Genomic DNA, 24,838 nt, shown 5'->3' with positions numbered 1-24,838 from the left:
GCCTCTCCCGGGGCCGCCTCAAGGGGCGGCCCCGCGTCGTTTCCAGGAGCCTGCCCCGATGAATGACACCCCCATCCTGCATATCGCCGCCGCCCTGATCGAGGACGCCGAGGGCCGCCTGCTGCTGGTGCGCAAGCGCGGCACCGAGGCCTTCATGCAGGCCGGTGGCAAGATCGAGCCCGACGAGTCCCCCGCCGAGGCCCTGGCCCGGGAGCTCGAGGAGGAGCTCGGCCAGCCGCCGACGCGCCTCGAGCCGCTGGGCGAGTTCAGCGCCCCCGCCGCCAACGAGCCCGGCCACGGGCTGCGCGCCCACCTGTTCCGCGCCGAGCTCGCGGGTCCGCTGCAGGCCGCCGCCGAGATCGCCGAGCTGCGCTGGGTGACGCCGGCCGAGGCCCTGGCGCTGCCGCTGGCGCCGCTGACCCGCGACGAGGTGCTGCCCCGCGCCGGCCTGACCGAGGCCTGAGATGGAACAGCCGATCGTCGGCTATCACCGCGACGACGAGGGCCACTGGGTCGCCGAGCTGGCCTGCGGCCACCATCAGCACGTCCGCCACCAGCCGCCCTGGGCCGAGCGCCCCTGGGTGACCACCGAGGCCGGCCGCCGCTCGCGGCTTGGCCTGGCGCTGCCCTGCGTGAAGTGCGACCGCGGCGAGCCGCGTGACGCGCCACCCCGCCACGCCCCACCCTAGCCAACGGGGCGCATGCGATAGGATAGAGAGACCGCCGCTCCCACCATTCCGCCATCGAAGGAGCCCGACGTGGCCATCGCCCTGCTCTACAACGCCCTGATCTTCCTCGCCGCCGCGGTGCTGATCGTGCCGCTGATCAAGCGGCTGGGGCTCGGCGAGGTGCTCGGCTATCTGGTCGCCGGCGTGGTGATCGGCCCCTCGGCATTGGGCCTGGTGCCGGACGCCGACGCCGTGCTGCAGTTCTCCCAGGTCGGCATCGTGTTCCTGCTGTTCGTGATCGGCCTGGAACTCAAGCCGGCCCGCCTCAGGCTGATGCGCAAGGCGGTGTTCCACTTCGGCAGCCTGCAGGTGGCCGTCACCACGGCGCTGCTCACCGGCCTGGCCCTGCTGGCGGGCCTCTCGCCTGCCGCGGCGCTGGTGGTCGGCTTCAGCCTGGGGCTGTGCTCCACGCCGCTGGTGCTGCAGCTGCTCGGCGAGCGCGGCGAGCTGGGCAGCCGCCACGGCCGCTACGCCTTCGCCCTGCTGCTGTTCCAGGACATCGCCGCCATTCCGGTGCTGGCGGCCATTCCACTGCTGGCCGGCGGCGCCTCCCTGGGCGGCGACTGGACCCACCTGCTGGCCGAGGCGCTGATCGCCGTCGGCGCCTTCGCCGGCCTGATCGTCGGCGGCCGCTACCTGCTGCGCCCGCTGTTTCGCTTCGCCGCCGGCACCCGCAGCCGCGAGGTCTTCGCCGGCACGGCGCTGCTGGTAGTGATCGGCGCCGCCCTGCTGATGGAGCTGGCCGGGCTGTCCATGGCACTCGGCGCCTTCAGCGCCGGTGTGCTGCTGGCCGACTCGGAGTACCGCCACAGCATCGAGGCCGACATCGAGCCCTTCCGCGGCCTGCTGCTGGGGCTGTTCTTCATGGCGGTGGGCATGACCGCCCAGGTCGGCCTGCTGGCCGAGGAACCCGGCCTGGCGCTGGGCCTCGCCGCCGGCCTGCTGGCCGCCAAGTGGCTCGCCATGACGCTCTCCGCCCGGCTCTACCGCAGCGACTGGAAGACGTCGCTGAACCTCGGCGCGCTGCTCTCCCAAGGCGGCGAGTTCGGCTTCGTGCTGCTCACCGCGGCGGGCGCCGCCGGCCTGCTCGACGCCTCGCTGGTCGGCCTGCTGGTGCTGGTGGTGTCGCTGTCCATGGCCGCCACGCCGGTGCTGTTCCTGGTCCATGCGCGGCTGATCCGGCCGCTGCTGAAGACCGACAAGCCGCGCCGCGACTACGACCGGCCACCACCGACCGGGCCGCAGATCATCATCGCCGGCTTCGGGCGCTTCGGGCAGATCATGGGCCGCATCCTGCAGGGGCTGAAGATCCCCTATACGGTGCTCGACAGCAACGCCGAGCGCGTCGACGTGGTGCGCCGCTACGGCACCGAGATCTACTTCGGCGACGCCTCCCGTCTCGACCTGCTGGATGCCGCCGGCGCCGACAAGGCCCGGGTGATGGTGGTGGCGATCGGCGACATCGAGACCTCGATGCGCATCGTCCAGCGGGTCAAGCGGCGCTTTCCGCACCTGCGCGTCTACGCCCGGGCCCGGGACCGCTACCACGCCCAGCTGCTGATGCGCGCCGAGGTCACCTACATCATCCGCGAGCTGCTGCCGGCGAGCCTGGAGCTGACCCGCGAGGTGCTGGTCGGCGTCGGCATCTCCCGCGAGCAGGCCAGTCACACCGTGGAGACGTTCCGCCCCCACGACGAACGCGCCCTAGAACGCCAGCTGGAAGTGTTCGGCAACAAGCGCGAGCAGATCCAGACCATCCAGCAGGCCGCCCGCGAGCTCGAGGAGCTGTTCGAGGCCGACGAAGACATCGCCACCACCGCGCCCGAGCGCCCGCCAGAGCGGCGCTGAAGGCCACGCGGCCAGGCCAGGGCTTATCGGGAAAGGAGAGACCATGACGCATCACAAGGGCACCCGGGAGACCGGCCGCGACCTGCTGGCCGACGTCAGCCTGCCCGCCGCGGTGATCCAGGAGGCGCCGCTGGCCCACAACCTGGCCTGGATGCAGGCCTTCGCCGAGCGCCACGGCGCGCGGCTGGCGCCCCACGGCAAGACCACCATGACCCCGGCGCTGTTCCGCCGCCAGCTCGAGGCCGGCGCCTGGGGCATCACGCTGGCCACCCTGCCCCAGTGCCGCGCCGCCTTCGCCGAGGGCGCCACCCGCCTGCTGCTGGCCAACCAGCTCATCGGCCGCGCCAACATGGCGATCGCCGTCGCGCTGATGCGCGCCGGCGCCGAGCTCTACGTGACCGTGGACGGCCACGACAACGTGGCCGAGCTGGGCGAGGTCTTCGACGAGGCCGGCCTGACGCTGCCGGTGCTGATCGAGGTGGGCGTGGCCGGCGGACGCTGCGGCTGCCGAGACGACGGGCAGATCGCGGCGCTGGCCCGGGACATCGCCGCGCGGCCGGGGCTGACGCTGGCCGGCCTGGAGGGCTACGAGGGCGTGGTCCACGGCGACGATCCGGCCGCGAGGATTCGCGCCTACGGCGAGCGGCTGGTGGAGAACCTTCACCGGTTGGCGGACGAGGGTCTGTTCGGCGTCGCATCGCCGATCGTCACCGCCTCGGGCTCGGCCTGGTACGACCTGATCGCCGAGGCCTTCCGCGACGGCGGCCTCGAGGGCCGCTTCACCCCGGTGCTGCGCCCGGGCTGCTACGTGGTGCACGACCACGGCCTCTATCGCGAGGCCCAGCGCGGCGTGCTGGCGCGTCGCCCGGACCTGCACGAAGGCCTGCGCCCGGCGCTCACGGTCTACGCCCAGGTGCAGTCGCTGCCGGAGTCAGGGCTCGCCATCGTGGCGCTCGGCAAGCGCGATATCGGCGGCGACCGCCTCCCCGAGCCCCTCGTGCGCTATCGGGAAGGCGGCCGCGTCGAGGCGCCGCTGTCGGTGGCGGGATGGGAAGTCACCAGGCAGATGGATCAGCACACCTTCGTCGCCCTGCCGGAAGATGCCAAAGATGTGAAGGTGGGCGACGTGCGCGTAGGCGACGTGATCGCCTTCGGCGCCTCCCATCCCTGCCTGACCTTCGACAAGTGGCGGCTGATCCACCTCGTCGATGACGGCCTGACCGTCATCGATACCTGGGAGACGTACTTCTAGGAAAGGAGCGCTAGGGCCGCCGGGTATCAAAGGCCACGCTGCGCACCAGGGCGATAACCGACATGCCTGGCTCGAGTCCCATCTCATCGAGGGACTTGCGGGTCAGCCGCGCGCGCAGCCTCTGCTCGTCGGCCCCCTTCTCACCGAGCCTCAGGCGCAGCTCCACGGCGGCCTGCCCGGGCGGCGACGGGCCGATCTCCTCGACCGTCGCGCGCAGTCGATTGCGATAGCTGATGGCACCGGGTTCGCCCAGGGCCAGCGCCACCTCGCGCACCGGGATGCGCAGCCGCAGCCGCGTGCCGGGCGCGGCGTCCACCGCGGGCAGCGTCAGCCGCTGACCGTCGGCCAGGCGCAGCCGGCTCAGCGCATAGTGCGGGTCGTGTTCCTCCACCGTCGCCGTGACCAGGGTCGCGGCATCGAAGCCGCCCAGCCGCTCGGTGAGTTCGAAGCGCTGCAGCAGCGCGTCCAGCGGGCCGTCGGCGACCACCCGCCCCTGCTCGAGCAGCACCAGGTGGTCGGCGATGGCGGTCAGCTCGTCGGGATCGTGGCTGACGTAGACGATGGGGATGTCGATGTCGCCGGCCAGCCGCGCGATGTAGTCCAACAGCTCCTGCTTGCGGGCGCCGTCGAGGCCGGTCAGCGGCTCGTCCATCAGCAGCAGCCGCGGTTCGCTGAGCAGCGCCCGACCGATCGCCACCCGGCGCGCCTCGCCACCGGACAGCGTGGCCGGGAAGCGCTCCAGCAGCGCGCCGATGCCAAGCAGCTCGACGACGGCATCGAAGCGCTCGCGCGCCGCGCCGCGCATGCCGTAGGCGAGATTGCCGCGCACCCGGTAGTGGGGAAACAGCCGCGGCTCCTGGAACACCACGCCCAGACGGCGCCGATGCGGCGGCACCCGGATGCCGCGCGCGGTATCCACCAGCGTCTCGTCGCCGAGGCGGATCGCCCCGCGGTGCGGCGCATCGAGCCCGGCGATCATCCTGAGCAGGCTGGTCTTGCCGCTGCCGGAGGGGCCGAACAGCGCGGTCACACCGCTCGCAGGCAGCGCCAGCGACGTCGACAGCGAGAAGTCGCCGAGGCGCTGCTCGACGTCCAGGGTCAGCGCCGAGCACGCGCCGGCGGCGCCGTCATGGGCGGCGGTCACATATGGCATGGCATCCTCTCCATTACCCATCACGCTGGCGAAGCCGGCGCCGGGCCCGGCGCGCCAGCCACTCCGAAGCCACCAGCGAGACCATGGCGATGACCACCGACAGCGCGCACAGCCGCGCCGCCGCGCCTTCCTGGCCGGGCGTCTGGATCAGCGTGTAGAGCGCCAGCGGCAGGGTCCGGGTCTCGCCGGGGATGTTGGCGGCGAAGGTGATGGTGGCGCCGAACTCCGACAGCGCCCGGGCGAAGGCCAGCACGGTGCCGGTCAGAAGCCCCGGCAGCGCCAGCGGCAGGGTGATGGTGAACAGCACCCGCAGGCGGCCGGCACCCAGGGTGCTGGCCGCAGCTTCCAGATCGACGTCCACCGCCTCCAGCGACAGGCGCACGGCCCGCACCAGCAGCGGGAAGGCCATCACCCCGCCGGCCACCGCCGCGCCCTGCCAGGTGAAGGGCAGGCTCACGGCGAACCACTCGTTCAGCCACCGGCCCAGCCAGCCCTGACGGCCCAGCGACAGCAGCAGCAGATAGCCGACCACCACCGGCGGCAGCACCAGAGGCAGATGCAGCACGCCATCGAGCAGCGCCTTGCCGCGGAACTCGCGGCGCGCCATCAGCCACGCCAGGGCGATGCCCGGCACCAGGATCCAGGCCACCGCGGTGCCCGCCACGCGCAGGCTGATCAGGATGGCCTCGACCTCCACCGGCGACAGCATCGACTAGCCCTTGGCGCCGTCTTCGGCGGCCGGCTCGGCGCCGGCGGCTTCGAAACCGAAGCGGGTGAAGATGGCCCGGGCCTCGTCGCCGCCCAGCCAGGCGCGGAAGGCCTCGGCGGCGTCATCGGCCGGCGGATCGATCAGCGCCACCGGGTAGCGGATCGCCGGGTGGCTGTCGAGCGGGAACAGGCCCAGCTCGTGCACCCGGTCGCTGGCCAGGGCGTCGGTGCGATAGACGATGCCCAGCGGCGCCTCGCCGCGCTCGACCAGCGCCAGGGCGGCGCGCACGTTGTCGGCTCGGGCCAGGCGCGGGGCCAGCGCGTCCCACTCGCCGAACGACTCGAGCGCCTGGCGGGTATAGATGCCGGCCGGCACGTGGTCGGGATCGCCCACCGACAGGCGTTCGCCGTCGGCCAGCAGCTCGCTCAGTGGCGTGCCGTCGCCGGGAGTGAAGGACGCCGTCTCGTCGTCGGCGGCGATCAGCGACAGGCGGTTCTGCAGCAGGTCGGCCCGCTCGGCGAGTTCGATGCCCTGCTCGCCCAGCCAGTCCATCCACTGCTCGTTGGCGGAGAAGTAGAGATCGGCCGGCGCGCCGCGGGCGACCTGTCGCGCCGCGGTGGACGAGGAGGCATAGACCGGCACCACGTCGACGTCGTGGCCCGCTTCAAAACGCTCGATGGCGGTATTCAGGGCGTCGGTGAGCGAGGCGGCGGCGAAGATGCGCACCTTGGCGGCAGCATCGGGCTCGGCCTGGGCCGGCACGGCAACGACGCCCAGCACCAGGGCGAGGCCGGCGACGAGGACGCGCAGCGGACGACGAGCGGTGAACGGCGGCATGGAGACTCCCGTTATGTCTTGTTGGAAACAACGGAACATTAGCGCTCCACGAATGCCCTGGCAAGCGCGATCAGCTCGACGCCTCCGGCGCCTCCACGTGCATCAGCGCGAGCAGCGCCCGGGCATCGTCGCAGGCCTCGGGATCGAGGCGGCGCTCGATCGCCCGGTAGCGCGCCAGCAGCTCCTCGCCCAGCGGCGTGAGCTCGGCCCCGCCGCGGGTGCTGCCGCCGGTGCTGGTGGCGATCACCTCGCTCGGGAAGTGGCGGTTCATGGTCTCGATCAGCTGCCAGGCCTTCTTGTAGCTCATGTTCAGCGCGCGGCTGGCCGCGGTGATCGAGCCCTCCCGGGCGATCGCCGCCAGCAGGTCGACCTTGCCGGGCCCCAGCACCACGTCACGATCGGCGACCAGTCGCAGCTGGAAGGTGGGGCGTTCATGGCGGGTTCGGGTCATCGGCGTGTCCTCGTCGGCAAGGTCGGAAGGAAGAAAACATTGGCGCGGCTCAAGGCGCCGGCCGCCACCAGTCGGGCAGCAGGGCGAGATTCTCGGCCCGGGCGAAGCGGTCGTCCATCAGCACCACCACGCCACGGTCCTCGGGGCCGCGGATCACCCGGCCAGCGGCCTGCACCACCTTGATCATCCCGGGTACCCGATAGGCGTAGTCGAAGCCACGGCCGAAGCGTTCCTCGAGCCGCGCCTCCAGCGCCGCATGATAGGCGTCGAAGGGCGGCAGGCCGAGGCTCGCCACGAAGGCGCCCACCAGCCGCTCGCCGGGCAGGTCGATGCCCTCGGCGAAGGCGCCGCCGAGCACCGCGAAGGCGATGCCGGTCTCGCCGGGCACGAAGCCGGCCAGGAAGGCCTCGCGCTCGTCTTCGTTCATGCCGCGCCGCTGGGCGCGCACCGGAATCTCGGGGCAGGCCGCGCGGAAGCGTGCCAGCGCCGCCTCCAGGTAGGCGAAGCTGCTGAAGAAGGCCAGGTAGTGGCCGGGACGGCGCCGGTACTGGCCGGCCAGCTCGGCGACGATGGGCGAAAGCGACGCCTCGCGATCGCGCAGCCGGGTCGACACATCGGTGCGCAGCCGCACCTCGAGCTGCTCGGCGACGAAGGGCGCGGGTACGCTGCGAGTCACGGCATCGTCGGGCAGGCCCAGCAGATCGCGATGATAGCCCGGCGGACTCAGGGTCGCCGAGAACAGCACCGCACAGCGGGCGGCGCGAAAGCGCGGCGCCAGGAAGTCCGCCGGCACCAGGTTGCGGATCGCCAGTCGGGCCCGGCCGCGCCCGTGACGCTCGAGCTCGCATAGCGAGTGCTCGCCGAAGGTCTCGGCACGCCGGGCGAAGGCCAGGGCCTCGAACAGGAACTCCTGCAGCGACGGATCGGCACCGGCGGGATGCTCACCCAGGTAGTCGGTGATCGCCGCCACCGCCTGCTGCAGGGCGCCGAGCAGCGCGCCCGGTACCTGCTCCAGCGCCTGCCACTCGCGCTCCTCGACCTCGCGCAGCAGGTCCTGCCAGCGCCGTGCGAGCCGCGACAGCGGCCGGGAAAGGGCCGGCGGTGCGCCCTTGCGCAGCCGGTTGAGCCGGCGCTGGTCGAGCCCCGCGCTGTACATGCCGCGGGCCCGGTCGACCAGGTTGTGGGCCTCGTCCACCAGCACGCCGAGGCGCGCGCCCTCGGCCTGGACCAGGCCGTGGATCAGGGCGCCGTCGTCGAAGTAGTGATTGACGTCGCCGACCAGCACGTCGGCCCAGCGGGCCAGCTCCTGGCCCAGGTAGTAGGGGCAGACGCCGTGCTCGAGGGCCAGCTCGCGCAGCGACGCGCGATCCCAGAAGCCGCGGGCCACGGCGTCGCGGCGCGCCGCCGGCAGCCGGTCGTAGAAGCCCTGGGCGAGCGGGCAGGATTCGCCGTGGCAGGCGCGGTCGGGATGCTCGCAGGCCTTGTCGCGCGCCACCAGCTCAAGCACCCGCAGCGGCAGTCGCTCGCTGTCGCGGTCGACGCCCAGGTCCGTCAGGGCGTCCAGCGCCAGCCGCCGCCCCGGGGTCTTCATGGTCAGAAACGCCAGCCGGTCGAGACCCTGGCGCGGCATGGCGGCGAGCAGCGGATAGAGGGTGCCGAGCGTCTTGCCGATGCCGGTGGGCGCCTCGGCCAGCAGGCAGCGGCCGGTGGCGGCGGCGCGGTAGGCGTCCTCGGCCAGGGTCCGCTGGCCGGGCCGGAAGTCGCCATGGGGGAAGGCCAGCGCGGCGAGGGCCACGTCCCGCGCCGCACGATGTTCAGCCTCCTGATCGGCCCAGGCCGCGTAGGCCCGGGCGTGGGCCTCGAGCCGCGCCCACAGCTCGTCGGCACTCGCCTCGCGGGTCAGCACGGTCTCGCGGCCGGAGGCGATGTCCAGGTAGACCAGCGCCAGGGTGACCGACGCCAGGCCGCGCTCGGCGCACAGCAGCGCCCCGTAGGCCTCCGCCTGGGCCCAGTGCAGGGCGCGCTGGTTGGCGGCCATGCGCTCGAGGCTGCCGCGGTGGGTCTTGATCTCCTCCAGGCGCTTGGCCGCGGGGTCGACGCCGTCGGCGCGGCCGCTCACGGTCAGGCCGGCGACGTCGGCGGACAGCGCCACCTCGGCTTCAAAGCCGTCGCCGCGCCGGCTTTGCACCCGGGCGTGGCCCTCGATGCCCTCCCGGGCGCTGGGGGCCGGGGTGAAGCGGTGGTCCAGATCGCCCTCGCGGGCGGTGAACTCGCACAGCGCGCGCACGGCGACGCGGCGGCCCGCCTCGCTCACGCGCCCTCCCATCTCACGTGGCAGACCGCCACCGGGATGTCATGGGCATGAAAGAAGGCCAGCCAGCGGCGCTGGTTGTCCTGCAGCCGGTCGCCGGGCCCCTTGACCTCGATCAGCCGATAGCCGGCGCCGCTCTCGCCTTTCTCCCCCTCGGGGAAGAACTGGATCAGGTCGGGCAGCCCGGCGCGATTGGCCCTCGGGTCGTCGAGCAGCCGCTGGAACAGGGCGCGCAGGTGCGCCGGCGGGATGGCGGCCAGGGCACGCTCGAGCAGCGCCTCGTCGAGGGCGCCCCAGTGCACGAAGGGCGAGGCCAGGCCCTGCTTCTCACCGAAGCGCGTTCGCACGGTCTCGCGATAGCGGCCGTCATCGAGCTGGGCCAGGCAAGCGTCGAACAGCGCCCGACGCCGGGCCACGAAGTCCTCGCGATGGAGATCGGCGGGCCCGGTGTGGAAGGGGTGGAAGAAGGCGCCGGGCAGCGGCGCGAAGACCGCCTCCCAGCACAGCAGGCCGAACAGCCCGGTGATCAGGGCGTTCTCCACGTAGTGCACCGGCGCCTCGGGCGTGGCCAGATGCTCGGCCACCGCCCGCTCCACCCCGCCCGCTCGCGGTTCCAGCGTCAGGTCGAGCCGCTCGGGCGCGGGCTCGATCTCACGCGCCGGCGCCGGCAGGCCCAGCTTGCGACACAGCCGCGGGCGCAGCCGCGCCAGCGCCTGGCGTTCGGCCTCGTCCACCGGCTCGGCCGCCTCGATCAGCCGGTGGGCCAGGGCGAACTCGCCGCGTCGCTCGAGCAGGCGCAGCCGGCGTACGCGCGCCTCGCCGAGGCCGGCGGCGGCATAGCCCTCGAGCGCCGCCTCGGTCTCGCCCCTTCGCTCGGCCTCACGGCCCAGCTTCAGCAGCAGCCGCGAGCGGCGGGCGGCCAGCCAGGCGTTGTCGGGCGCCGGCGGTACCTCGGCGGCCAGCGACACCGGACAATCGCCGTCGTCGAGACGCTCGCGCAGCCGGTGCAGGGCCAGGTAGGCGTCGACCTCGTCGCGGCGCTGGAAGGCCCGGGAATCCGCCCCGAAGGGCACGCTCTCGAAGCGCTGCAGGCCGAGCTCGGCGAGCACGAACTCCGCCCAGTCCTGGCGCAGGTTGCCGAAGAACATCAGCCTGAGCCGGTCGCAGAGCTCCATCAGGGTCAGGCGCACCACGCGATCCGGGGCCGCCGGCCACCAGTCCTCCAGCCGGCGAGGCTCGAGCCCGCGCTCGGCCATGGCCGCGTGCAGCGCGCCCTTGGCCACGCTTTTCGGCAGGCCGGCCGCGGCGATCTCGTCGGCGAAGGCACGGCGGAGCTCGGCCAGGCGCAGCTGGCGGAACAGCTCGTCGAGGGTCAGCGCCGGGGCGGCCTCGACCCAACCGGCCTGGATCAGCGGGCCGAGGGCAGCATCAGACTCGCCGATCTCGTCGTAGGCCAGGCGCGAGACGCGAAAGTGCTCGCCCTTGCGCATCACCATGCGCACCAGCAGCGCCCGGGAGGCCCGGGGCAGGGTCGGGAAGTCGGCGAGGAAGGCGCGCTCGGCCTCGGAGAGCAGGTCCGCGTGGCGCGCAGCCACCCAGTCCAGCACGCACTGGAAGTTCGCCAGGTAGTAGAAGGGATCGTCCAGGGAGGCCGTGAGCGCGGCGGCGGAGGTGACGCTGTTCATGCCGGCCATGGTATCAGCCTCGTGCCGGCGGGTGAGCCCCGTCGGCGCTCAGCCCTTGCCCTTCTCGGGCACCCGCAGGGTCAGGGTGTCGCCGCGCATCTGCAGCTCGAAGCGGCCAAGGAAACTCATGCCCAGCAGCACCGTGCCGCCCTCGAGGCCGGGCACGACGGAGCCCGGCACGTCGCGGGCGACCAGCCCGCCGAGACGCACCTCGTCGAGGGTCGTCAGATGGCCGCGCACCCGACCATTGGCGGTGGAGAAACTGGCTGAGCCGCGCAGCGGCAGGTCGAGGCGCTCGGCCAGATCCGCGGGCACGGCCACCTGAGTGGCGCCGGTGTCGAGCAGCATGGTCACCGGCTCGCCGTTGAGGCGCCCGGTGGCCACGAAGTGACCGTTGGCGTTGCGCGCGAGCGTCAGCGGGCCACCGTCCAGCGACTCGGCGAGATGGGCGTTGGGATTCTCCCGCGCCTCGAACCAGCCCTGGAACCACCAGGTGCCGAGCCCGATCAGCAGCGCCCAGAAGGCCAGCATCATGCCCAGTCCCGCGCGCCTCATGCCACCGCCCTGCTCGCTCATTCATCGCCCTCCCGTCATCCGGCGCGCCCATCATGACACTGGACGCCCGCCGGCGCCCATGCTGGGATGAGACCTTTCGTTCACCCTCAAGGAGCGATCATGAGCGACGCCTCACTCTCTGCCGATGCCCTCGAGGCCGGCACGATCTACCGGCTGTTCTCCGGCGCCATCGCCCCGCGCCCCATCGCCTGGGTGGCCACCGTCGACGCCGAGGGGCGCGCCAACCTGGCGCCCTTCTCGTTCTTCAACGTGGCCAGCGTCAATCCGCCGGTGCTGGCCTTCTCGCCGCTGCTCAACGGCGAGGGCAAGGCCAAGGACACCCTCCACAACCTCGACGAGGTCGGTGAATGCGTGATCCACGTCGGCAGCGAGGCGCTGGCCGAGGCGCTCAATGCCACCAGCGCCAGCCTGCACCGCGGCGAGGACGAGTTCGACCACGCCGGGCTGACCAAGGCGCCGATGGGCGAGCTCAGGGTGCCGCGCATCGCCGAGTCGCCGATCGCTTTCGGCTGCCGGCTGCGCGAGGTGATCCGCTTCGGCGACAGCCCGCTGGCCGGCAACCTGGTGCTCGCCGAGGTGGTCGCGGTGCACGCCGAGCCCGAGGTCTGGGACGGCCGCCACGTGGATATCGAGACACTGCGCCCGGTCGGCCGCATGGCCGGCTCGGACTATAGCCGCACCACCGACCTGTTCGCCCTCGAACGCCCCGCCTGAAATAGCGTTTTATACCCGCTAGATGGCCCCTATGAGCCATGTCGGGGACAAGCTTAAGCGAGGGGTTTTTGGCCATGGGTGAGGCGACCCTCGCCGAACGGGCTGGCCATGGATGGCCAGCACCGGTCCTGCAAGCGGAGCAGGACGCGAGAGCGCTGCAGGGCCAAAGCAGCGCCCAGGGATGGGTTCATAGCGCCCTCGCGCGAGCTTGTCTCCGGGCTCATTTAGCCCCCTGAAGACACAGTTGAACCATTTATCCTCTCCCACTCTCTCGCCGCCTGCATGCCTCTCTGCTGATCGACGAACAGGCAGATCAGGATGGCGACGATGAACAGTCCCGCACACAGCAGGATCGAGGCCTGCAGTCCGACCACCGACTGCAGCAGCCCCAGGGCGACGATGCCCACCACCCCGGCGAGCTTGTTGGCCAGGCCCCAGAAGCCGAAGAACTCGGCGGCTTTGCGGCTCGGCGAGAACAGCCCCACCAGGGCGCGGCTGGCGGACTGGCTCGAGCCCAGGCTGAGCCCGGCCAGGCAGCCGACCAGCAGGAACAGGTGCTGGGCCTGCCAGTCGAGTCCCAGTGCGGCGTTGAGCCAGGCGGTGAGCGTTGGCGTGGCCCAGATCGCCAGGATCGCCGCCACCCACAGCACCAGGGTGATCAGGTAGGTGGCCCGGGTGCCGATGCGGTCCTGTATCGCGCCGAAGCCGATCGCCCCGGCGGCGGCGGTGATCTGCACGATGATGAACATGACATTGCGCACGGACTCGTCCCAGCCGATCACCTGGGCGCCGTAGATGAAGGCGAAGGCGATGATGATGTAGACCCCGGCCATGGAGAACAGCAGCGACACCAGGAAGATGGCCAGGTCGCGAAAGCGGCGCAGCTCATGGAGGGTGGTCGAGACCCGCCGCCAGGCGATCGTGCGGTAGGACAGCCCGCTGTTCTGCGGCGTGCCGCGCTCCTTCAACCACAGGAAGGTGGGAATGGCGGTGACCAGGAAGAAGCCGGCGGCGAAGGGCCCGACCCAGCGGATGCGCTCGAAGTTCTCGGCGCTGGCCTCGCCCAGCACCATCAGCGTGAAGCCGGCGGCGAACAGCCCGCCGACGTAGCCCAGCGCCCAGCCGAAGCCGGAGATGCGGCCCAGCGACGCCGGCGGCCCGAGCCCCGGCAGGAAGGCGGCGATGAAGGACTCTCCCATGGAATAGGCGTAGTTCGAGACCACGATCAGGATCAGCCCCAGCCACACGTAGCCCGGGGCGACGAAGTAGAGCAGCGCCGTGGCGATGATGGTGACCACGTAGCTGGCGAACAGGAAGCGCTTCTTCTCCGCCCGATAGTCCATCACCGCCCCGCACAGCGGCCCGGTGATCACCACCAGCAGGTAGCTGATCGCCAGCGCCAGGCTCCACAGGAAGTTGGCAAGCCGGTAGCCGTCGCCGCGGTCGCCGACGATCACCGTGGTGAACAGCTCGCCGAACACCACGGTGATGATCAGCAGGGTATAGGCCTGGTTGGCGAAGTCGAACATCGCCCAGCCCAGGATCTCCTTGCGCGAGGCCCAGGGCGTCGCGGGCGCGTCGGCGGTGGTCACGCTCATGGCGGGGCATCCCTGTCGAGAAAGAGGCCAAGATAGCAGCCGCGCCTCTCGCCGACTATCGACGACGTCCCCCTACCCCGCTACACCAGATCCCGCGGAATCGTCTCGTCCCAGGTGCGGGCGAAGATGCGTGTCTCGCCTTCCCAGGCGTCCAGGGTGGCGCGCAGGCGGAAGTTGTCCGCGTCGCTGGTCATCAGCGTGCGGGTCAGGGTGCGCACCTCCCAGTCGCCGCGCTGGAAGGTGCGTTCCCATTCGGTCCAGCCGCTGACGCTGTCGTAGCTGCCGTAGGAATAGCAGTAGCGCTCGGTGACCCGGCCGGCGATCTCCAGGTCGATGGCGTCGAGCCGGTAGCGGCCCTCGTCGTTGATCACCTCGAGCGTGGTCTGGTCGTTGGCCAGGTCGCGGATCACCCGCCAGCTTTCCTGGGTAGGCTGGATCAGGGTCTTGGCGATGGGCGGCGCACCCTCCGGCTCGAGGAAGGCCGGCAGCGCCGCCTCCTCTTCCGGCTGCGGCGCGCGCACCGGCAGCACCAGGCGGCTGCGCCCGGGGCACAGCGTCAGGGTGACCGGTCGCGGCGCCGGCCAGGCCAGCGGCCAGTAGCTGGTGGACAGCGACAGGCGGATCGCGTGCCCGGCCGGGAACTGCTGGGCGATGTGCTTGAGCGCCACCGTCACCCGATAGCGCCGGCCGGGTTCCAGCGGCTCGGGATGCTCGTCGCTGTCGCGATGGGTCAGGTTCAGCAGGCCATAGGACACCCGGGTGGCCTTGTCGTCCTCGGCGACGTCGATCAGCCGCAGCGCCACCATGGCCACCGGCCGGTCGGCCTCGAGCTCCAGCTCGACCGTGGGCTGGCCGCAGATCTCGATCGCCTCCTCCAGCCGCGGCGTCTGGAACACCAGGCAGCCGCCGTCCTCGTCACGCTGGTCGTGGGGCAGGTCCGGCGGCGCGTTGTAGGAGCACCACTTGCCGGCGTAGAGCCCCACCGACAGCGACGAGCGCAGCGTCATCACCTCGTCGTCCTCCGCCGCGTCCGGCGCCTCGGGCAACAGGTCGTGGCCCACGCTCAGGCGGAACGACGCCGGCACGATGCGCGGCGACGGCCAGCTCGGCTCGGCCACCCAACGCCCCGGGCGCTCGGCGTAGCGCGCCGAGGGCGGCACCGACTCCTGCATCCACACCCGCAGCATCGGCTCGTCCATGATCCCGGTGTCACGCCCCTTGAGCCACTGGTCCCACCAGCGCAGCGATTCCTGCAAAAAGCCGATGGCCGGCCCCGGCACGCCGAGGTGCGGATACTTGTGCGACCAGGGGCCGACCAGCCCCTTGCGCGGCACCTCGAGCCCCGCCAGCAGGCGGAAGACGGCGTTGCAGTAGCCGTCGGCCCAGCCGCTGATGGCGTACACCGGGCAGCGGATGGCGGCGAAGTCCTCGCACACCGAGCCGTGTTTCCAGTAGTCGTCGCGGCGCTGGTGCTCGAGCCACTGGGCCAGCCAAAGGCCGCTGCCGTCGAGGCGCTCGAGCCACATGTCGCGCCAGCGGTCGCCGACCAGCGCCGGGTCCGGCGGGCAGGCGTTGCCGTCGAACATGGTCGAGGCCCAGGACAGGTTGTCGCCCAGCAGGCAGCCGCCCATGTGGTGGATGTCGTCGGCGTAGCGGTCGTCGGTGGAACACAGGGTGATCACTGCCTTGAGCGCCGGCGGCTGCAGGGCGGCGATCTGCAGGCCGTTGAAGCCGCCCCAGGAGATGCCGACCATGCCGACCTCGCCGCTGCACCAAGGCTGGGCGACCAGCCACTCGATGATCGCCACGCCGTCGGCCAGCTCCTCGGGCAGGTACTCGTCGGTGAGCACGCCGTCGGACTCGCCGGTGCCGCGGATATCGACCCGCACCCCCGCATAGCCGTGGCCGGCCCAGTAGGGGTGGCTCTGGACGTCGCGGGCGGCGGTGAGGTCGCGCTTGCGATAGGGCAGGTACTCGAGGATTGCCGGCACCGGATGGTCCTCGGCGTCCACCGGCCGCCAGATGCGGGCCGCCAGGCGCGTGCCGTCGGCCATGGGGATCCAGGTTTCCTCCTCCTGGACCCTGCGGGGAAAGTCCTCGACGATGCGCATCCCGTTGCTCCTCTCTCTACCCCAGACGTCAGCCCCAGTTGTCAGCCCACGATGTCCTCGAATTCGAAGGTCAGCCGCGCCGCCAGGCGCTCGTAGTCCTCGAGCAGCCGCTCGGCGCTGTCGGCGCCCATCCAGACATGCGCCAGCGCGAAGCTGTAACTGTCCTGTTCCGGCAGCGTCGACAACCGCTGGCCGGAGGCCACCTGCAGGGCGATCACCGTGCCCGGGAAGTCCGCCTCTAGCGCGGTGACCTCCTCGTCGCTCGGCACCCTGACGACCACGGCGTCGACGAAGAACACCCGATAGAAGAACTTGGCCGCCACCGCGAACTCGCCCCGACGGTGCGGCATCTCGGGGCGCCGCCCCAGCGCCAGGTCGAGGGCGACCTGCTGGTGGCTGACGCCGTCGACCTTCTCGAACAGGTCGCAGTGCGACTGCGACAGCCGGGTGTTGATCTCGAGCAACCAGATACGGTCCTGCACCTCGTCCCAGAAGAACTCGATGTTGAAGGCCGAGTTGTCGAAACCGATATGCCGCATCACCCGCTCGGTGAGTGCGCACATGGCATCCTGCACGACCTCGGGCAGCCCGGAGGGATAGCGGTAGTGGAAGAAGCTCAGCACCTGGGGATAGCGCAGCGAGTCGACGATGCCATAGCTGACCACCTCGCCCTCGAAGACATAGCCCTCCACGGTGCACTGCCAACCGCCGATGATGGCCTCGGCCATGCAGAAGTGGCCCTCCACGGCGGCGATCTCGTCGGGCAGCCGGGCCTGCTCGAGCACGGTGTTGAACGGATCGGCGATCAGGCCGATCTCGGCCTGGAGGCGCTCGATGGCGTGCTGGAAGTCTTCCGGGGTGTCGATGCGAAACCCCAGCCGCGAACCGGAGGACTTGATCGGCTTGACGAAGAACGGGAAGTGAAGCCCCGCGTCGCTGATGCGAATCAGGGCCTCGTCATCGAAGGGATCGAAGGCGGTGAAGGCCGGCATGTGCGCGGAGACGACCTCCTGCTGCACCCGCCGGCTCCAGTACTTGTGCTCGCACTTGAGCAGGCTCGAAAGCGTCGGCGAGCGGGTGCCGAAGCGCTCGCAGAGGATCGGCAGCATGGTCGAGACGGGGAAATCCATGTAGCCGACGATGGCGTCCACCGTGCCGTCGAAGGCTTCCAGCCGGGCGGTGGATTCCTCGAGCATGGCGGCGATGTCGAAGACCTCGGTGTCGTAGACCGCCTCGGGATCGATGACGCCGTGGAAACGGCATTCCTCCGCCCCCTTCAGGGTCTCGAGCCGCTGACGGTTGAAGTCGTCCAGCCCCACCACGAAGACGTTGCGTACTGCGGGGTTCATGATCGCTCCCTGCCGCCATCACAGGCGCCACGGGCCGATCCCGGGCGCCGTCGCGGCGACGCGAACATTACCCCTGCAGCATAGCCCAGCCGGCGACGCCTCAGCTGCCCCGGGCGCTCGCCTCGATGGCCTTGAGGGCGTCCTGCAGCTCCTGGAACAGCGCCTGGGTGTGGCCGACCACTTCGCCGATGTCCTTGGCCGAGCCCGTGGCCTGCTCGGCCAGGGCGCGCACCTCCTCGGCCACCACCGAGAAGCCACGCCCCGCCTCGCCGGCCCGCGCCGCCTCGATGGAGGCATTGAGCGACAGCAGGTGCGTGCGCATGGCGATCGCCTCGATGTCCTCGGCGAACTGGGTGACCCGCTGGTTGGCCTTGGCGAACTCCTCGGTGCGCTCGACCATGTTGGCGCGATGGGTGACGTCCTCGGACACATCGCGCAGGAAGGCGGTGTAGACCAGGCGCTCGTCGATGCGGATGCGCGCCAGCGACAGGCTGGCCCAGGTCGAGTCGCCGTCCTTGCGCACCACCTCGACCTCGCGGGTCCTGCCGACGATGCGGTCCTCGCCGGTATCGCGGTTGCGCTGCACGTAGGCGTCGTGATTCGCCTGGATGGCGTGGGGCACCAGCATCTTGACGTTCTCGCCCAGCACCTCGCGGCGCTCATAGCCCCACAGCCGCTCGGCGGCGGCGTTGAAGAAGGTCACCCGATTCTGCTCGTCGATGGTCACCACGGCGTTGACGGCCTGTTCCAGGGTGCTTTCCATCAGGGTACGGAACTCGCGCTCCTCGGTGATATCGCGCACGAAGGCGGTATAGCACTGGCGTCCATCGACCAAGAAGCGCGACAGCGCCAGGTTGACCCAGCGCGTCTCGCCGTCGAAGCGCTCCAGCTGGACATCACGGCTGGTGCCGACGATGCGATCGTCGCCGTGGCGTCGGTGACGATCGACGAAGCCGTCGTGCTGGCCGCGGATCGCCCCGGGCACCAGGCGGTTGACGTTCTCGCCCAGCACCTGCTCGCGGCGACAGCCCCACAGCCGCTCGGCGGCGGCGTTGAAGAAGGTCACCCGGTTCTGGTCGTCGATGCTGACCACCGCGTCCAGGCACTGCTCCAGCGCCTGATGGGCGCCCTGATCCGCCGGCCGTTCCTCGCCGAGCTCGCGCACCACCGCGGCATAGCCCTCGCCGTCGTCCTGGGCGACGCGGGACAGCGCAATGCCCACCCGCCGCCGGCTGCCGTCGGGGCGCTCCAGCATCACTTCGCGATGCCGCCCCACCTGAACGTCCCGGCCACTGGCGCGGTTGAGGTGCAGGTGATCGCGATGCTCGTCGCGCAGCAGCTCCGGCACCAGCCGGTCCACCGGCTGGCCGAGCACCGCCTCGCGGGACAGCCCCCAGAGCCGCTCCGCCGCGGCGTTGAAGCGGACCACCCGATCGGCGGCATCGATCACCACCATGCCGTCCACCGCGGATTCCATGACCGACTCGGCGAGCCCTTCGGGCGCCGCGCGCTCCAGCACCGGTGCCCCTGCCGATGCCTCTTCGCTTCCACGCTGCCACCACTTGCGGTAGTTCAACTGCATGAGTTCCCCCTGCATTCTTTTTTATGACGACCGTCAGCACCTACTCGCCTCCGATCGGATGACACTTTTGCCACTCTAGTCTGACTTCGGCAGTTCGGTCGTTGAATTGAGGCAATGGCGCGTCACGGCGCCCACGCTCGGGGCCATCGCGCGGCCCCAGCGGGACATCAGAGAGGGAACGGGCAGGAAGGGAGGCGTCGGCGAGTCTGGCGCCGGGGTCAGCGCTTGTCTGCCCCGGCGGCTTCGCCCGACTCGCCGGCTTCGCGGGCCAGGCGCTCCACGGCGCCGCCGCCCTCGCGGGTCAGGCTCTCCAGGCGCTCGATCTGCTCGCCCAGCCGCGGCAGCGCCTCGCGGCGATAGCTCGCCAGGTCATCGACCGCCGCCATGACGTCGGCGAAGGCACCCTCGAGGGCCTTCATGTCGAGGTTGGCGGAGGCGGCGCGGGTCTGGATGTCCACCCCCTGCTGGCGCAGCGCCCGGGCGGTGCCGGCGATGGTCTCGCTGGTGGTGGCGTTGAGCGACTCGACGCGGTCGAGCACCAGCCGCTGGTTGGCCAACGCCAGCGCCACGGTGGCCGCCACGCTCAGCGCCGACACCGTGACGTTGACCGCCCGGTCGACGCCGCGCATCAGCTCGCGGTTGTTGCGGATGATCACCTCCAGTGCCAGCACGCCCTGCTGGCACACCGCCTGCTGCTGCTGGAGGTCGAGGATGCGCTGGCGCAGCGGGAACAGCAGCTCTTCCTCGACGAAGGCGCGTCGGTCGTCGTCCACGATCTCGTCCCGGGCCGCCACCAGGCGCTCGTCGATCAGCCGGCCCAGCGACACCTGCCGCTCGAGCTGGTCGAGGGTCGCGCGCATGGCCTCCTGGTCGTCGGAGAGCGTCAGGTTGTCCCGCTCCAGCATGTCGCGGCCGCCCTGGAGATCGGCGATGATCGCCTCCAGCGCCTGCTGGGCGGTCTCGAAGCGGTGGAAGTAGCGCTGCAGCCGGCTGCTGGTGCCCGGCAGCAGACGACGCACCCGGTCGAAGCGACCGGGCTCGAGGCGATGATGGCGCGGATCCAGATCGTCCATGCGGCCGCGTAGCGCCACCAGTGCCTTGGCGACGGGCCCGCCTTCCTCGCCATGGCGGGCCAGCTGGCGCAGCGGCGTCTTGAGCATCTCGCTCTGGCGCGCGGCCTGCTGCTGGAGCTCGAGGCCCATCTCGTCCACCGCCCGACGCTGCCGGGCGGCGGCACCCTCGGCCTCGTCGTCCAGCGTCTGGGTCACGAAGGCCTCGGCCATGGCGGCGAGCTGCGGGTCCGCCGCAGCACGCTCGGCCTCGTCCGCCGCCGGCCGCTCCAGTTCCTCGGCGATGCGTTCCACGGGCGGCAGCGACAGCGGGCTGCCCTCGGGCTGAGACGCGTCGGTCATTGGCAGGCTCTCCTCTTCTCTTCCTGACGCCCCGGGGCAGTGACGGCCGGGGCCTGGGGCAATCTATGCGCGGGACCGATCAGGTCTCGCGGCCGTAGCGCCCGGCACCGTCGATGAAGCGGCGCAGCTCCTCGCAGGCCTGGTCGGCGCCGACCCTGGCCCGCGGGCGGCCGGTGACGATGCGCGACAGCGCCACGCTGGTGTCGTCCAGTGCGGTCAGCGCCGCTTCGTTGCGCGCGGCCAGCCGGCGCAGCGATTTCTCGGTGTCCTCGATCAGCGCCAGCCGTCGGCGCAGGGCGTCGGTCTCGTTGGCCGACAGCTGGTCGGCCTCCTGGCCGAGGCGGCGGCGGATGAAGTCGATGTCGAGGCCGGCCACGCCGCGGGCCTGGGAGGCCATGGCGGTGAAGTTGTCCACCGCGCCCATGCACACCTCGACCACCAGCGAGCGGGCCCGCTCGTGGGCCAGCTCGCCGGCCGTGAAGCGCGAGGCCATGACCTCCAGCACGTTGCCGTAGCGGCTGTAGAGCCGGTCGACCTGGGCGGCGTGATCGGCACGGTCGACTTCCAGCAGCGCCTGCTTGGCCCGGCACAGCGCCTGCACCACTTCGTCGGCGTCGGCCGGCGGGTGGTCCGGGTCGAGCTCGCTGACGCCGGCCTCGCGGGCCGACTCGTGGCGGCGGCGGGTGGCCTCGGCGCGCAGCATCTCCTCGAGCCGGCGCTTGTGGCGCCGCGCCCGGAAGCGTCGCCAGCGACGCTCCAGCGGCAGCTCCACGGCGATGCCGACCAGGCCGGCCAGCCAGCCGCCGAGGCTGGGGTCGAAGCCGCCCCACAGCGAGGTCAGCCACATCAGCAGGCTGAGGAAGGGCACCAGGAAGGCGTAGCGCACCACCACCTGCCAGCGGGTGGGGTGCTCGCTGGCCAGCGCCAGCCGCGGGCTGGCCAGCCCGGCCAGGCACCAGGGCAGGCAGGTCAGGAACAGGCCGTAGGCGGCTCCCTGAAGGAATCCCAGCATGGCGTCGTCGTGGCCTCCCGTCGGCCGGTCTCGATGGTGACGGTCTCATGATGAGGCCAGCACGGCCATCCCGCCACCCCGACCGACGACACGCACCAATAAAGTGCAGCTGATGACGACCGATTCACTCTCAAGGTGCGGCGAGGGCCGGCTCGCGCGTCGGCTCGGCCTGCGGAGCCGCACCGCGCCGATACTCGATCACGCCATACCAGCCCAGGCCCTCGTAGGTCTCGTAGCCCGGCGTCTCGGCGAAGGCGACCAGGCGCCGCTCGTCGCGGTCGAAGCCGCGCTCGCGACCCTCGGGCGACAGCGGGAAGGTCTCGCCCAGGGCCGCCTCGCCGAGGGAATCGGCGATGATGCCGTGGCGGGCGTCGACCAGCATCACCCGGCAGCGCTCGCGCTCCTCCTCGGACAGCCCCACGCCCTGCACCACGTCGCGGGACTGGGGCGCCCAGTCGAAGAAGATGCCCAGCACGCCGATCACCACGCCGTCCTCGCGGCCGCCCTCGCGAATCGCGGTGGCGTAGGTGGCCACTGCGGCGTCTTCCAGAGAGGGATTGCGCTCGATATCGGCGACGATGAAGTCGTCCCCGGAGGCGGTGCGCAGCGCTCGCTGGAACCAGTCGTCGCTCGAGACGTCGGCGCCGATGGCTTCGGGATAACGGTCGGGACGGCCGGTGGCGATCACCCGGCCGTCCCGGTCGGCGACCCACAGGTCCAGATAGACGGTGTAGGAGCGCAGGATGGTGGCCAGCCGGTCGCTGGCGTGGGCCTGGCGGGCCGCGTCGTCCGGCGCCGAGGCCGCCTCCACCACGGCGCTGTCGGTGGCCCACCAGCGCACGTCGCAGGAGCGCTCGAAGAGGTTGCGGTCGATGATCTCCACCGCGTTCAGGGCCAGGTCGGTGAGGCGCTGGCCGCGGAAGTCGTCGACCATGGACGTGCCCGCCTCTTGCAGCTCGGCGGTCTGGCGGGCGACCTCGTCGCGAAAGCTGCGGGCGATGCGCTGGATGTCGCTGGACACCTCGCCCATCTGTTCGGCGACCACGCCGAAGGCGGCGCCCGCCGACCCGGCGCGGGCCGCCTCGATGCGGGCGTTGAGGGCCAGGATCTCGGTCTGGCGGGTGATGCTCTCGATCCGTCCGATCTTCTCGCGGGTCACGTCGGACATGCCGTAGGCCAGGTCGAGGATGCGATTCTCTTGCACGAGCAGACTCCTTGTTATCGTATGGGGCGGTGCCCTGCGTCATGTTTCGTCATTCGCTAATGCAGAGAACGCGATGCAAGAAGCGGGCCCGGCCCATCGTCATCGCCCGGTGGCCCCTCGAGAGGATCAGAAAAACGGCGTTCCGAAACTTATTCGTCTGAGGTACATCCCACGAGGGAATTCATCCGAAACAGGAGAACACCATGAAACGGACCACGATGCTCACCGCCGGCGCCCTGCTGACCCTGGCACTGGCCGGCTGCGGCACGACGACCGGCGAGCGCGCCGCGAGCGGTGCGGGCGTGGGCGCCGCGGTGGGTGCCGGCGCGGCGGCCGTGACCGGCGGCGATGTGACCGAGGGCGCAGTGATCGGCGGCGGCGTGGGCGCGGCCACCGGCGCGGCCACCGACGAGGAAGACATCAACCTCGACGAGCGCTGATCGCGTTCAGCGGCAGACCCGCCAGCCACGCATGGCCAGGTGGAAGTGATCGGCATGCGCGGCGTTGTAGTCCGGGCCCAGCACGGTGCCGAAGACGTCACAGGCGCCCTGCCGGGCCCGCTCCAGGAAGTCACCCTCGGCATCGTCGTCGCCCCAGTCGCCGGGCAGCGCAATGCGCCGGCCGTCGGCGAGCCGATAGGCGGCCACGTCCAGCGCCTCCGCCGTGGCGTGCTGGCTGCGCCGCCCTTCTTCGCGTCCATAGATATTGCGGCAGGCGAAGCTGCCGTAGTGCTCCACCGACGCCACGGGCTCGCCAAACAGCGCCCTTGCGGCGGGCTGCAGGCGATGGCGCTCGTAGCGCAGCCAGGCCACCACCAGCGGGCAGCTGGCCACGAAACTCGAGCTGAATCTCACCCCCGAGCGCTCCAGGCGCACCACGTTCTCGAGCGGGCAGCCCGCCACCGGCTCGTGATCGGCCAGCGGCGTGTAGGCCAGCGCCGGCTCGTCGCTGCTCGCCAGCACCGCCAGGCACGCCTCGGGATCGTCCTGCAGGCGGCCGAGCTTCCAGCGTGTCAGCGGCGTCGGCGGATCTTCCACGGCCAGCGGCCGCCAGGGGTTCCAGCCGGCGGGCAGCGTCCAGATGCCCTTGTCGAGCGCGATCCCCACCAGCAGGCCGATGATCGCCAGGATCAGCCACAGCGTGCGCATGTCCCTCCCGTGATTGCAGTCGTGTCGTCTCGAGCTTAGCCCGGTCCATGCCGTGTCACCTCAGGCGCCGCCGGTGATACCCTGAGGCGGCTTTCCGCCATTCGAGCCTGCCGTTGCCCATGAACCTCACCGACCTGCTCGCCAACTCCGCCAGCCAGGCCTGGCACCAGCGCCTGGCCCAACTGATCCGCAGCGCCGGTCATGCCAGCCTGCCGACCCTGCTGGAGCAGACACTGCACGAGCTGGTCGGGTTCGACACCATCCTGATCAACACCTACAAGGGACGTCACCGGCCCCTGCTGATCCACGACAACTATCCGCCGGATCGGCGGCAGCAGGGCATCGAGCGCTACCTGAGCCAGGCCTACCTGCTCGATCCCTTCTTCCAGGCCGTCCACGACGGGCTCGACCACGGCGCCTGCCGGCTGCGCGAGCTGGCGCCGGACCGCTTCGAGGCGAGCGACTACTACCACCACTACTATCGCGCCCTGGGGCTATCCGACGAGATCGGGCTGTTCGCCCGGGTCGACGCCGACGTGGTGATGGTGGTGTCGCTGGGCTTCCGCGGCGACGGCCCTCGGGTGACGCGTCGCGCCATGCTGGCGCTTCGCCATATCGCTCCGGTGGTGGCCGCCCTGCTCGGCGAATACTGGAAGTGGCAGGGGCACGGCTTCCAGGCCCGACTGGAGGAGCGCGAGCCGGTGGAGGCGGCCTTCGACAGCTTCGGTCAGGAGGCCCTGACCCAGCGCGAACGGGAGATCGTGAGACTGCTGCTGGCGGGGCACTCCACCAAGTCGGCGGCCCGCGAGCTCGACATCAGCGACGGCACCGTCAAGGTCCACCGCAAGCACATCTACCAGCGCCTGGACGTCTCCAGCCAGTCGCAGCTTTTCCGGCTGTTCCTCGACCACGTGGCGCTGGTCTCGCGCCAGCAGGGCGGCTGACGCGAAAAGGCCGGTCGCGGTTCACCGCGGCCGGCCTTTTCGTCTCGCGCGGGAGCGGCTCACCTAACGCCTTTCTCCTCACGCCTTTCTCCTCGCACCTCGCACCTCACATCGCCAGCGTCATCCACACGCTCTTCAGATCGGAGTACTCCTCCAGCGAGTGATGCGACTTGTCGCGCCCGTTGCCCGACTGCTTGACCCCGCCGAAGGGCAC

General features: G+C 71.2%; 23 protein-coding genes. 7 read left to right on the top strand and 16 right to left on the bottom strand.

Features of this window, described 5'->3' with window-relative positions:
• Positions 1–58: 58 nt before the first annotated feature.
• From CVH10_RS07145 to CVH10_RS07130, 4 genes are all read left to right on the top strand, one after another.
• A complete protein-coding gene (locus CVH10_RS07145) occupies positions 59–463 on the top strand; it encodes an NUDIX domain-containing protein (RefSeq protein ID WP_106488228.1) in 405 nt (134 codons plus the stop codon).
• 1 nt (position 464) lies between these two features.
• A complete protein-coding gene (locus tag CVH10_RS07140) occupies positions 465–689 on the top strand; it encodes a DUF3565 domain-containing protein (protein WP_106488227.1) in 225 nt (74 codons plus the stop codon).
• Between the two features lie 69 nt (positions 690–758).
• A complete protein-coding gene (locus CVH10_RS07135; protein ID WP_106488226.1) occupies positions 759–2,576 on the top strand; it encodes a monovalent cation:proton antiporter-2 (CPA2) family protein in 1,818 nt (605 codons plus the stop codon).
• 43 nt (positions 2,577–2,619) lie between these two features.
• Positions 2,620–3,828 carry an amino acid deaminase gene (locus CVH10_RS07130; RefSeq protein ID WP_106488225.1) on the top strand — a complete coding sequence of 403 codons (1,209 nt, stop codon included), beginning with the start codon at positions 2,620–2,622 and terminating at the stop codon, positions 3,826–3,828.
• A gap of 10 nt (positions 3,829–3,838) precedes the next feature.
• On the opposite strand, the gene modC is transcribed toward CVH10_RS07130, so the two are convergent.
• From modC to CVH10_RS07095, 7 genes are all read right to left on the bottom strand, one after another.
• Complete coding sequence (modC, locus tag CVH10_RS07125) at positions 3,839–4,981, bottom strand: molybdenum ABC transporter ATP-binding protein (RefSeq protein WP_035598914.1); 1,143 nt, start codon at positions 4,979–4,981, stop codon at positions 3,839–3,841.
• A 13-nt stretch (positions 4,982–4,994) separates the two neighbouring features.
• Positions 4,995–5,690 carry a molybdate ABC transporter permease subunit gene (modB, locus tag CVH10_RS07120; RefSeq protein WP_106488224.1) on the bottom strand — a complete coding sequence of 232 codons (696 nt, stop codon included), beginning with the start codon at positions 5,688–5,690 and terminating at the stop codon, positions 4,995–4,997.
• Positions 5,691–5,693: 3 nt separating this feature from the next.
• Positions 5,694–6,527, bottom strand: a complete 834-nt coding sequence (gene modA / locus CVH10_RS07115; RefSeq protein ID WP_035598908.1) for a molybdate ABC transporter substrate-binding protein — start codon at positions 6,525–6,527, stop codon at positions 5,694–5,696.
• Positions 6,528–6,597: 70 nt separating this feature from the next.
• On the bottom strand, positions 6,598–6,978 hold the full coding sequence (locus tag CVH10_RS07110; protein WP_035598904.1) for a winged helix-turn-helix domain-containing protein: 381 nt from the start codon (positions 6,976–6,978) through the stop codon (positions 6,598–6,600).
• 49 nt (positions 6,979–7,027) lie between these two features.
• Positions 7,028–9,292 carry an ATP-dependent DNA helicase gene (locus tag CVH10_RS07105; RefSeq protein ID WP_369335748.1) on the bottom strand — a complete coding sequence of 755 codons (2,265 nt, stop codon included), beginning with the start codon at positions 9,290–9,292 and terminating at the stop codon, positions 7,028–7,030.
• Entirely contained in the window at positions 9,289–10,974 is a 1,686-nt protein-coding gene (locus CVH10_RS07100) for a VRR-NUC domain-containing protein (RefSeq protein ID WP_181244374.1), read from the bottom strand. Before CVH10_RS07100 ends, CVH10_RS07105 begins: the two co-directional genes overlap by 4 nt.
• A gap of 48 nt (positions 10,975–11,022) precedes the next feature.
• The gene (locus CVH10_RS07095; protein WP_035598464.1) at positions 11,023–11,550 is read right to left on the bottom strand and encodes a TIGR02281 family clan AA aspartic protease; all 528 of its coding nucleotides are present in this window, start codon (positions 11,548–11,550) and stop codon (positions 11,023–11,025) included.
• A 99-nt stretch (positions 11,551–11,649) separates the two neighbouring features.
• Here CVH10_RS07095 and CVH10_RS07090 point away from each other — a divergent pair, with 99 nt between their 5' ends.
• Positions 11,650–12,264: a flavin reductase family protein gene (locus CVH10_RS07090; RefSeq protein ID WP_106488221.1), complete on the top strand. Its 615-nt coding sequence runs from the start codon at positions 11,650–11,652 to the stop codon at positions 12,262–12,264.
• A gap of 224 nt (positions 12,265–12,488) precedes the next feature.
• Here the strand turns inward: CVH10_RS07090 and CVH10_RS07085 are convergent, their stop codons facing one another.
• The 7 genes from CVH10_RS07085 to CVH10_RS07055 form a co-directional block, all read right to left on the bottom strand.
• Positions 12,489–13,862: an MFS transporter gene (locus CVH10_RS07085; RefSeq protein ID WP_035598467.1), complete on the bottom strand. Its 1,374-nt coding sequence runs from the start codon at positions 13,860–13,862 to the stop codon at positions 12,489–12,491.
• A gap of 80 nt (positions 13,863–13,942) precedes the next feature.
• The gene (locus CVH10_RS07080) at positions 13,943–15,973 is read right to left on the bottom strand and encodes a CocE/NonD family hydrolase (protein WP_106488220.1); all 2,031 of its coding nucleotides are present in this window, start codon (positions 15,971–15,973) and stop codon (positions 13,943–13,945) included.
• Between the two features lie 41 nt (positions 15,974–16,014).
• On the bottom strand, positions 16,015–17,322 hold the full coding sequence (locus CVH10_RS07075; RefSeq protein WP_106488219.1) for an acetyl-CoA carboxylase biotin carboxylase subunit family protein: 1,308 nt from the start codon (positions 17,320–17,322) through the stop codon (positions 16,015–16,017).
• 100 nt (positions 17,323–17,422) lie between these two features.
• Entirely contained in the window at positions 17,423–18,904 is a 1,482-nt protein-coding gene (locus CVH10_RS07070) for a PAS domain S-box protein (RefSeq protein ID WP_181244369.1), read from the bottom strand.
• A gap of 218 nt (positions 18,905–19,122) precedes the next feature.
• The gene (locus CVH10_RS07065; protein ID WP_106488217.1) at positions 19,123–20,316 is read right to left on the bottom strand and encodes a toxic anion resistance protein; all 1,194 of its coding nucleotides are present in this window, start codon (positions 20,314–20,316) and stop codon (positions 19,123–19,125) included.
• Positions 20,317–20,395: 79 nt separating this feature from the next.
• Complete coding sequence (locus tag CVH10_RS07060) at positions 20,396–21,328, bottom strand: cobyrinic acid a,c-diamide synthase (protein ID WP_106488216.1); 933 nt, start codon at positions 21,326–21,328, stop codon at positions 20,396–20,398.
• A gap of 130 nt (positions 21,329–21,458) precedes the next feature.
• A complete protein-coding gene (locus CVH10_RS07055; protein ID WP_369335747.1) occupies positions 21,459–22,532 on the bottom strand; it encodes a methyl-accepting chemotaxis protein in 1,074 nt (357 codons plus the stop codon).
• 203 nt (positions 22,533–22,735) lie between these two features.
• On the opposite strand from CVH10_RS07055, the gene CVH10_RS07050 reads away from it, so the two are divergent.
• Complete coding sequence (locus CVH10_RS07050; protein ID WP_106488215.1) at positions 22,736–22,972, top strand: hypothetical protein; 237 nt, start codon at positions 22,736–22,738, stop codon at positions 22,970–22,972.
• Between the two features lie 6 nt (positions 22,973–22,978).
• Here CVH10_RS07050 and CVH10_RS07045 read toward each other — a convergent pair whose 3' ends face one another.
• Positions 22,979–23,680: an extensin family protein gene (locus CVH10_RS07045; RefSeq protein WP_106488214.1), complete on the bottom strand. Its 702-nt coding sequence runs from the start codon at positions 23,678–23,680 to the stop codon at positions 22,979–22,981.
• A gap of 119 nt (positions 23,681–23,799) precedes the next feature.
• Between CVH10_RS07045 and CVH10_RS07040 the strand changes: the two genes are divergently transcribed.
• Entirely contained in the window at positions 23,800–24,624 is an 825-nt protein-coding gene (locus CVH10_RS07040; RefSeq protein ID WP_106488213.1) for a helix-turn-helix transcriptional regulator, read from the top strand.
• 106 nt (positions 24,625–24,730) lie between these two features.
• On the opposite strand, the gene CVH10_RS25270 is transcribed toward CVH10_RS07040, so the two are convergent.
• On the bottom strand, positions 24,731–24,838 hold a 108-nt coding region (locus CVH10_RS25270; protein ID WP_146142913.1), incomplete at its 5' end, for an aldehyde dehydrogenase family protein.

This window comes from Halomonas sp. ND22Bw (genome assembly GCF_003011945.1).
GTDB classification, from domain to species: domain Bacteria; phylum Pseudomonadota; class Gammaproteobacteria; order Pseudomonadales; family Halomonadaceae; genus Halomonas; species Halomonas halophila.
Note: the sequence above shows the minus strand (reverse complement) of the source record. Positions and strands in the feature narration are given on the sequence as shown.

Bases quoted from the DNA above. Each gene is read 5' to 3' on its own strand.
- CVH10_RS07130 (WP_106488225.1), top strand. From the start codon at position 2,620: ATGACGCATCACAAGGGCACCCGGGAGACCGGCCGCGACCTGCTGGCC.
- CVH10_RS07075 (WP_106488219.1), bottom strand. From the start codon at position 17,322: ATGAACCCCGCAGTACGCAACGTCTTCGTGGTGGGGCTGGACGACTTC.
- CVH10_RS07085 (WP_035598467.1), bottom strand. From the start codon at position 13,862: ATGAGCGTGACCACCGCCGACGCGCCCGCGACGCCCTGGGCCTCGCGC.
- CVH10_RS07070 (WP_181244369.1), bottom strand. From the start codon at position 18,904: ATGCAGTTGAACTACCGCAAGTGGTGGCAGCGTGGAAGCGAAGAGGCA.
- CVH10_RS07040 (WP_106488213.1), top strand. From the start codon at position 23,800: ATGAACCTCACCGACCTGCTCGCCAACTCCGCCAGCCAGGCCTGGCAC.
- CVH10_RS07080 (WP_106488220.1), bottom strand. From the start codon at position 15,973: ATGCGCATCGTCGAGGACTTTCCCCGCAGGGTCCAGGAGGAGGAAACC.
- modC (WP_035598914.1), bottom strand. From the start codon at position 4,981: ATGCCATATGTGACCGCCGCCCATGACGGCGCCGCCGGCGCGTGCTCG.
- CVH10_RS07065 (WP_106488217.1), bottom strand. From the start codon at position 20,316: ATGACCGACGCGTCTCAGCCCGAGGGCAGCCCGCTGTCGCTGCCGCCC.
- CVH10_RS07050 (WP_106488215.1), top strand. From the start codon at position 22,736: ATGAAACGGACCACGATGCTCACCGCCGGCGCCCTGCTGACCCTGGCA.
- CVH10_RS07045 (WP_106488214.1), bottom strand. From the start codon at position 23,680: ATGCGCACGCTGTGGCTGATCCTGGCGATCATCGGCCTGCTGGTGGGG.
- CVH10_RS07145 (WP_106488228.1), top strand. From the start codon at position 59: ATGAATGACACCCCCATCCTGCATATCGCCGCCGCCCTGATCGAGGAC.
- modB (WP_106488224.1), bottom strand. From the start codon at position 5,690: ATGCTGTCGCCGGTGGAGGTCGAGGCCATCCTGATCAGCCTGCGCGTG.
- modA (WP_035598908.1), bottom strand. From the start codon at position 6,527: ATGCCGCCGTTCACCGCTCGTCGTCCGCTGCGCGTCCTCGTCGCCGGC.
- CVH10_RS07095 (WP_035598464.1), bottom strand. From the start codon at position 11,550: ATGAGCGAGCAGGGCGGTGGCATGAGGCGCGCGGGACTGGGCATGATG.
- CVH10_RS07110 (WP_035598904.1), bottom strand. From the start codon at position 6,978: ATGACCCGAACCCGCCATGAACGCCCCACCTTCCAGCTGCGACTGGTC.
- CVH10_RS07100 (WP_181244374.1), bottom strand. From the start codon at position 10,974: ATGAACAGCGTCACCTCCGCCGCCGCGCTCACGGCCTCCCTGGACGAT.
- CVH10_RS07090 (WP_106488221.1), top strand. From the start codon at position 11,650: ATGAGCGACGCCTCACTCTCTGCCGATGCCCTCGAGGCCGGCACGATC.
- CVH10_RS07060 (WP_106488216.1), bottom strand. From the start codon at position 21,328: ATGCTGGGATTCCTTCAGGGAGCCGCCTACGGCCTGTTCCTGACCTGC.
- CVH10_RS07140 (WP_106488227.1), top strand. From the start codon at position 465: ATGGAACAGCCGATCGTCGGCTATCACCGCGACGACGAGGGCCACTGG.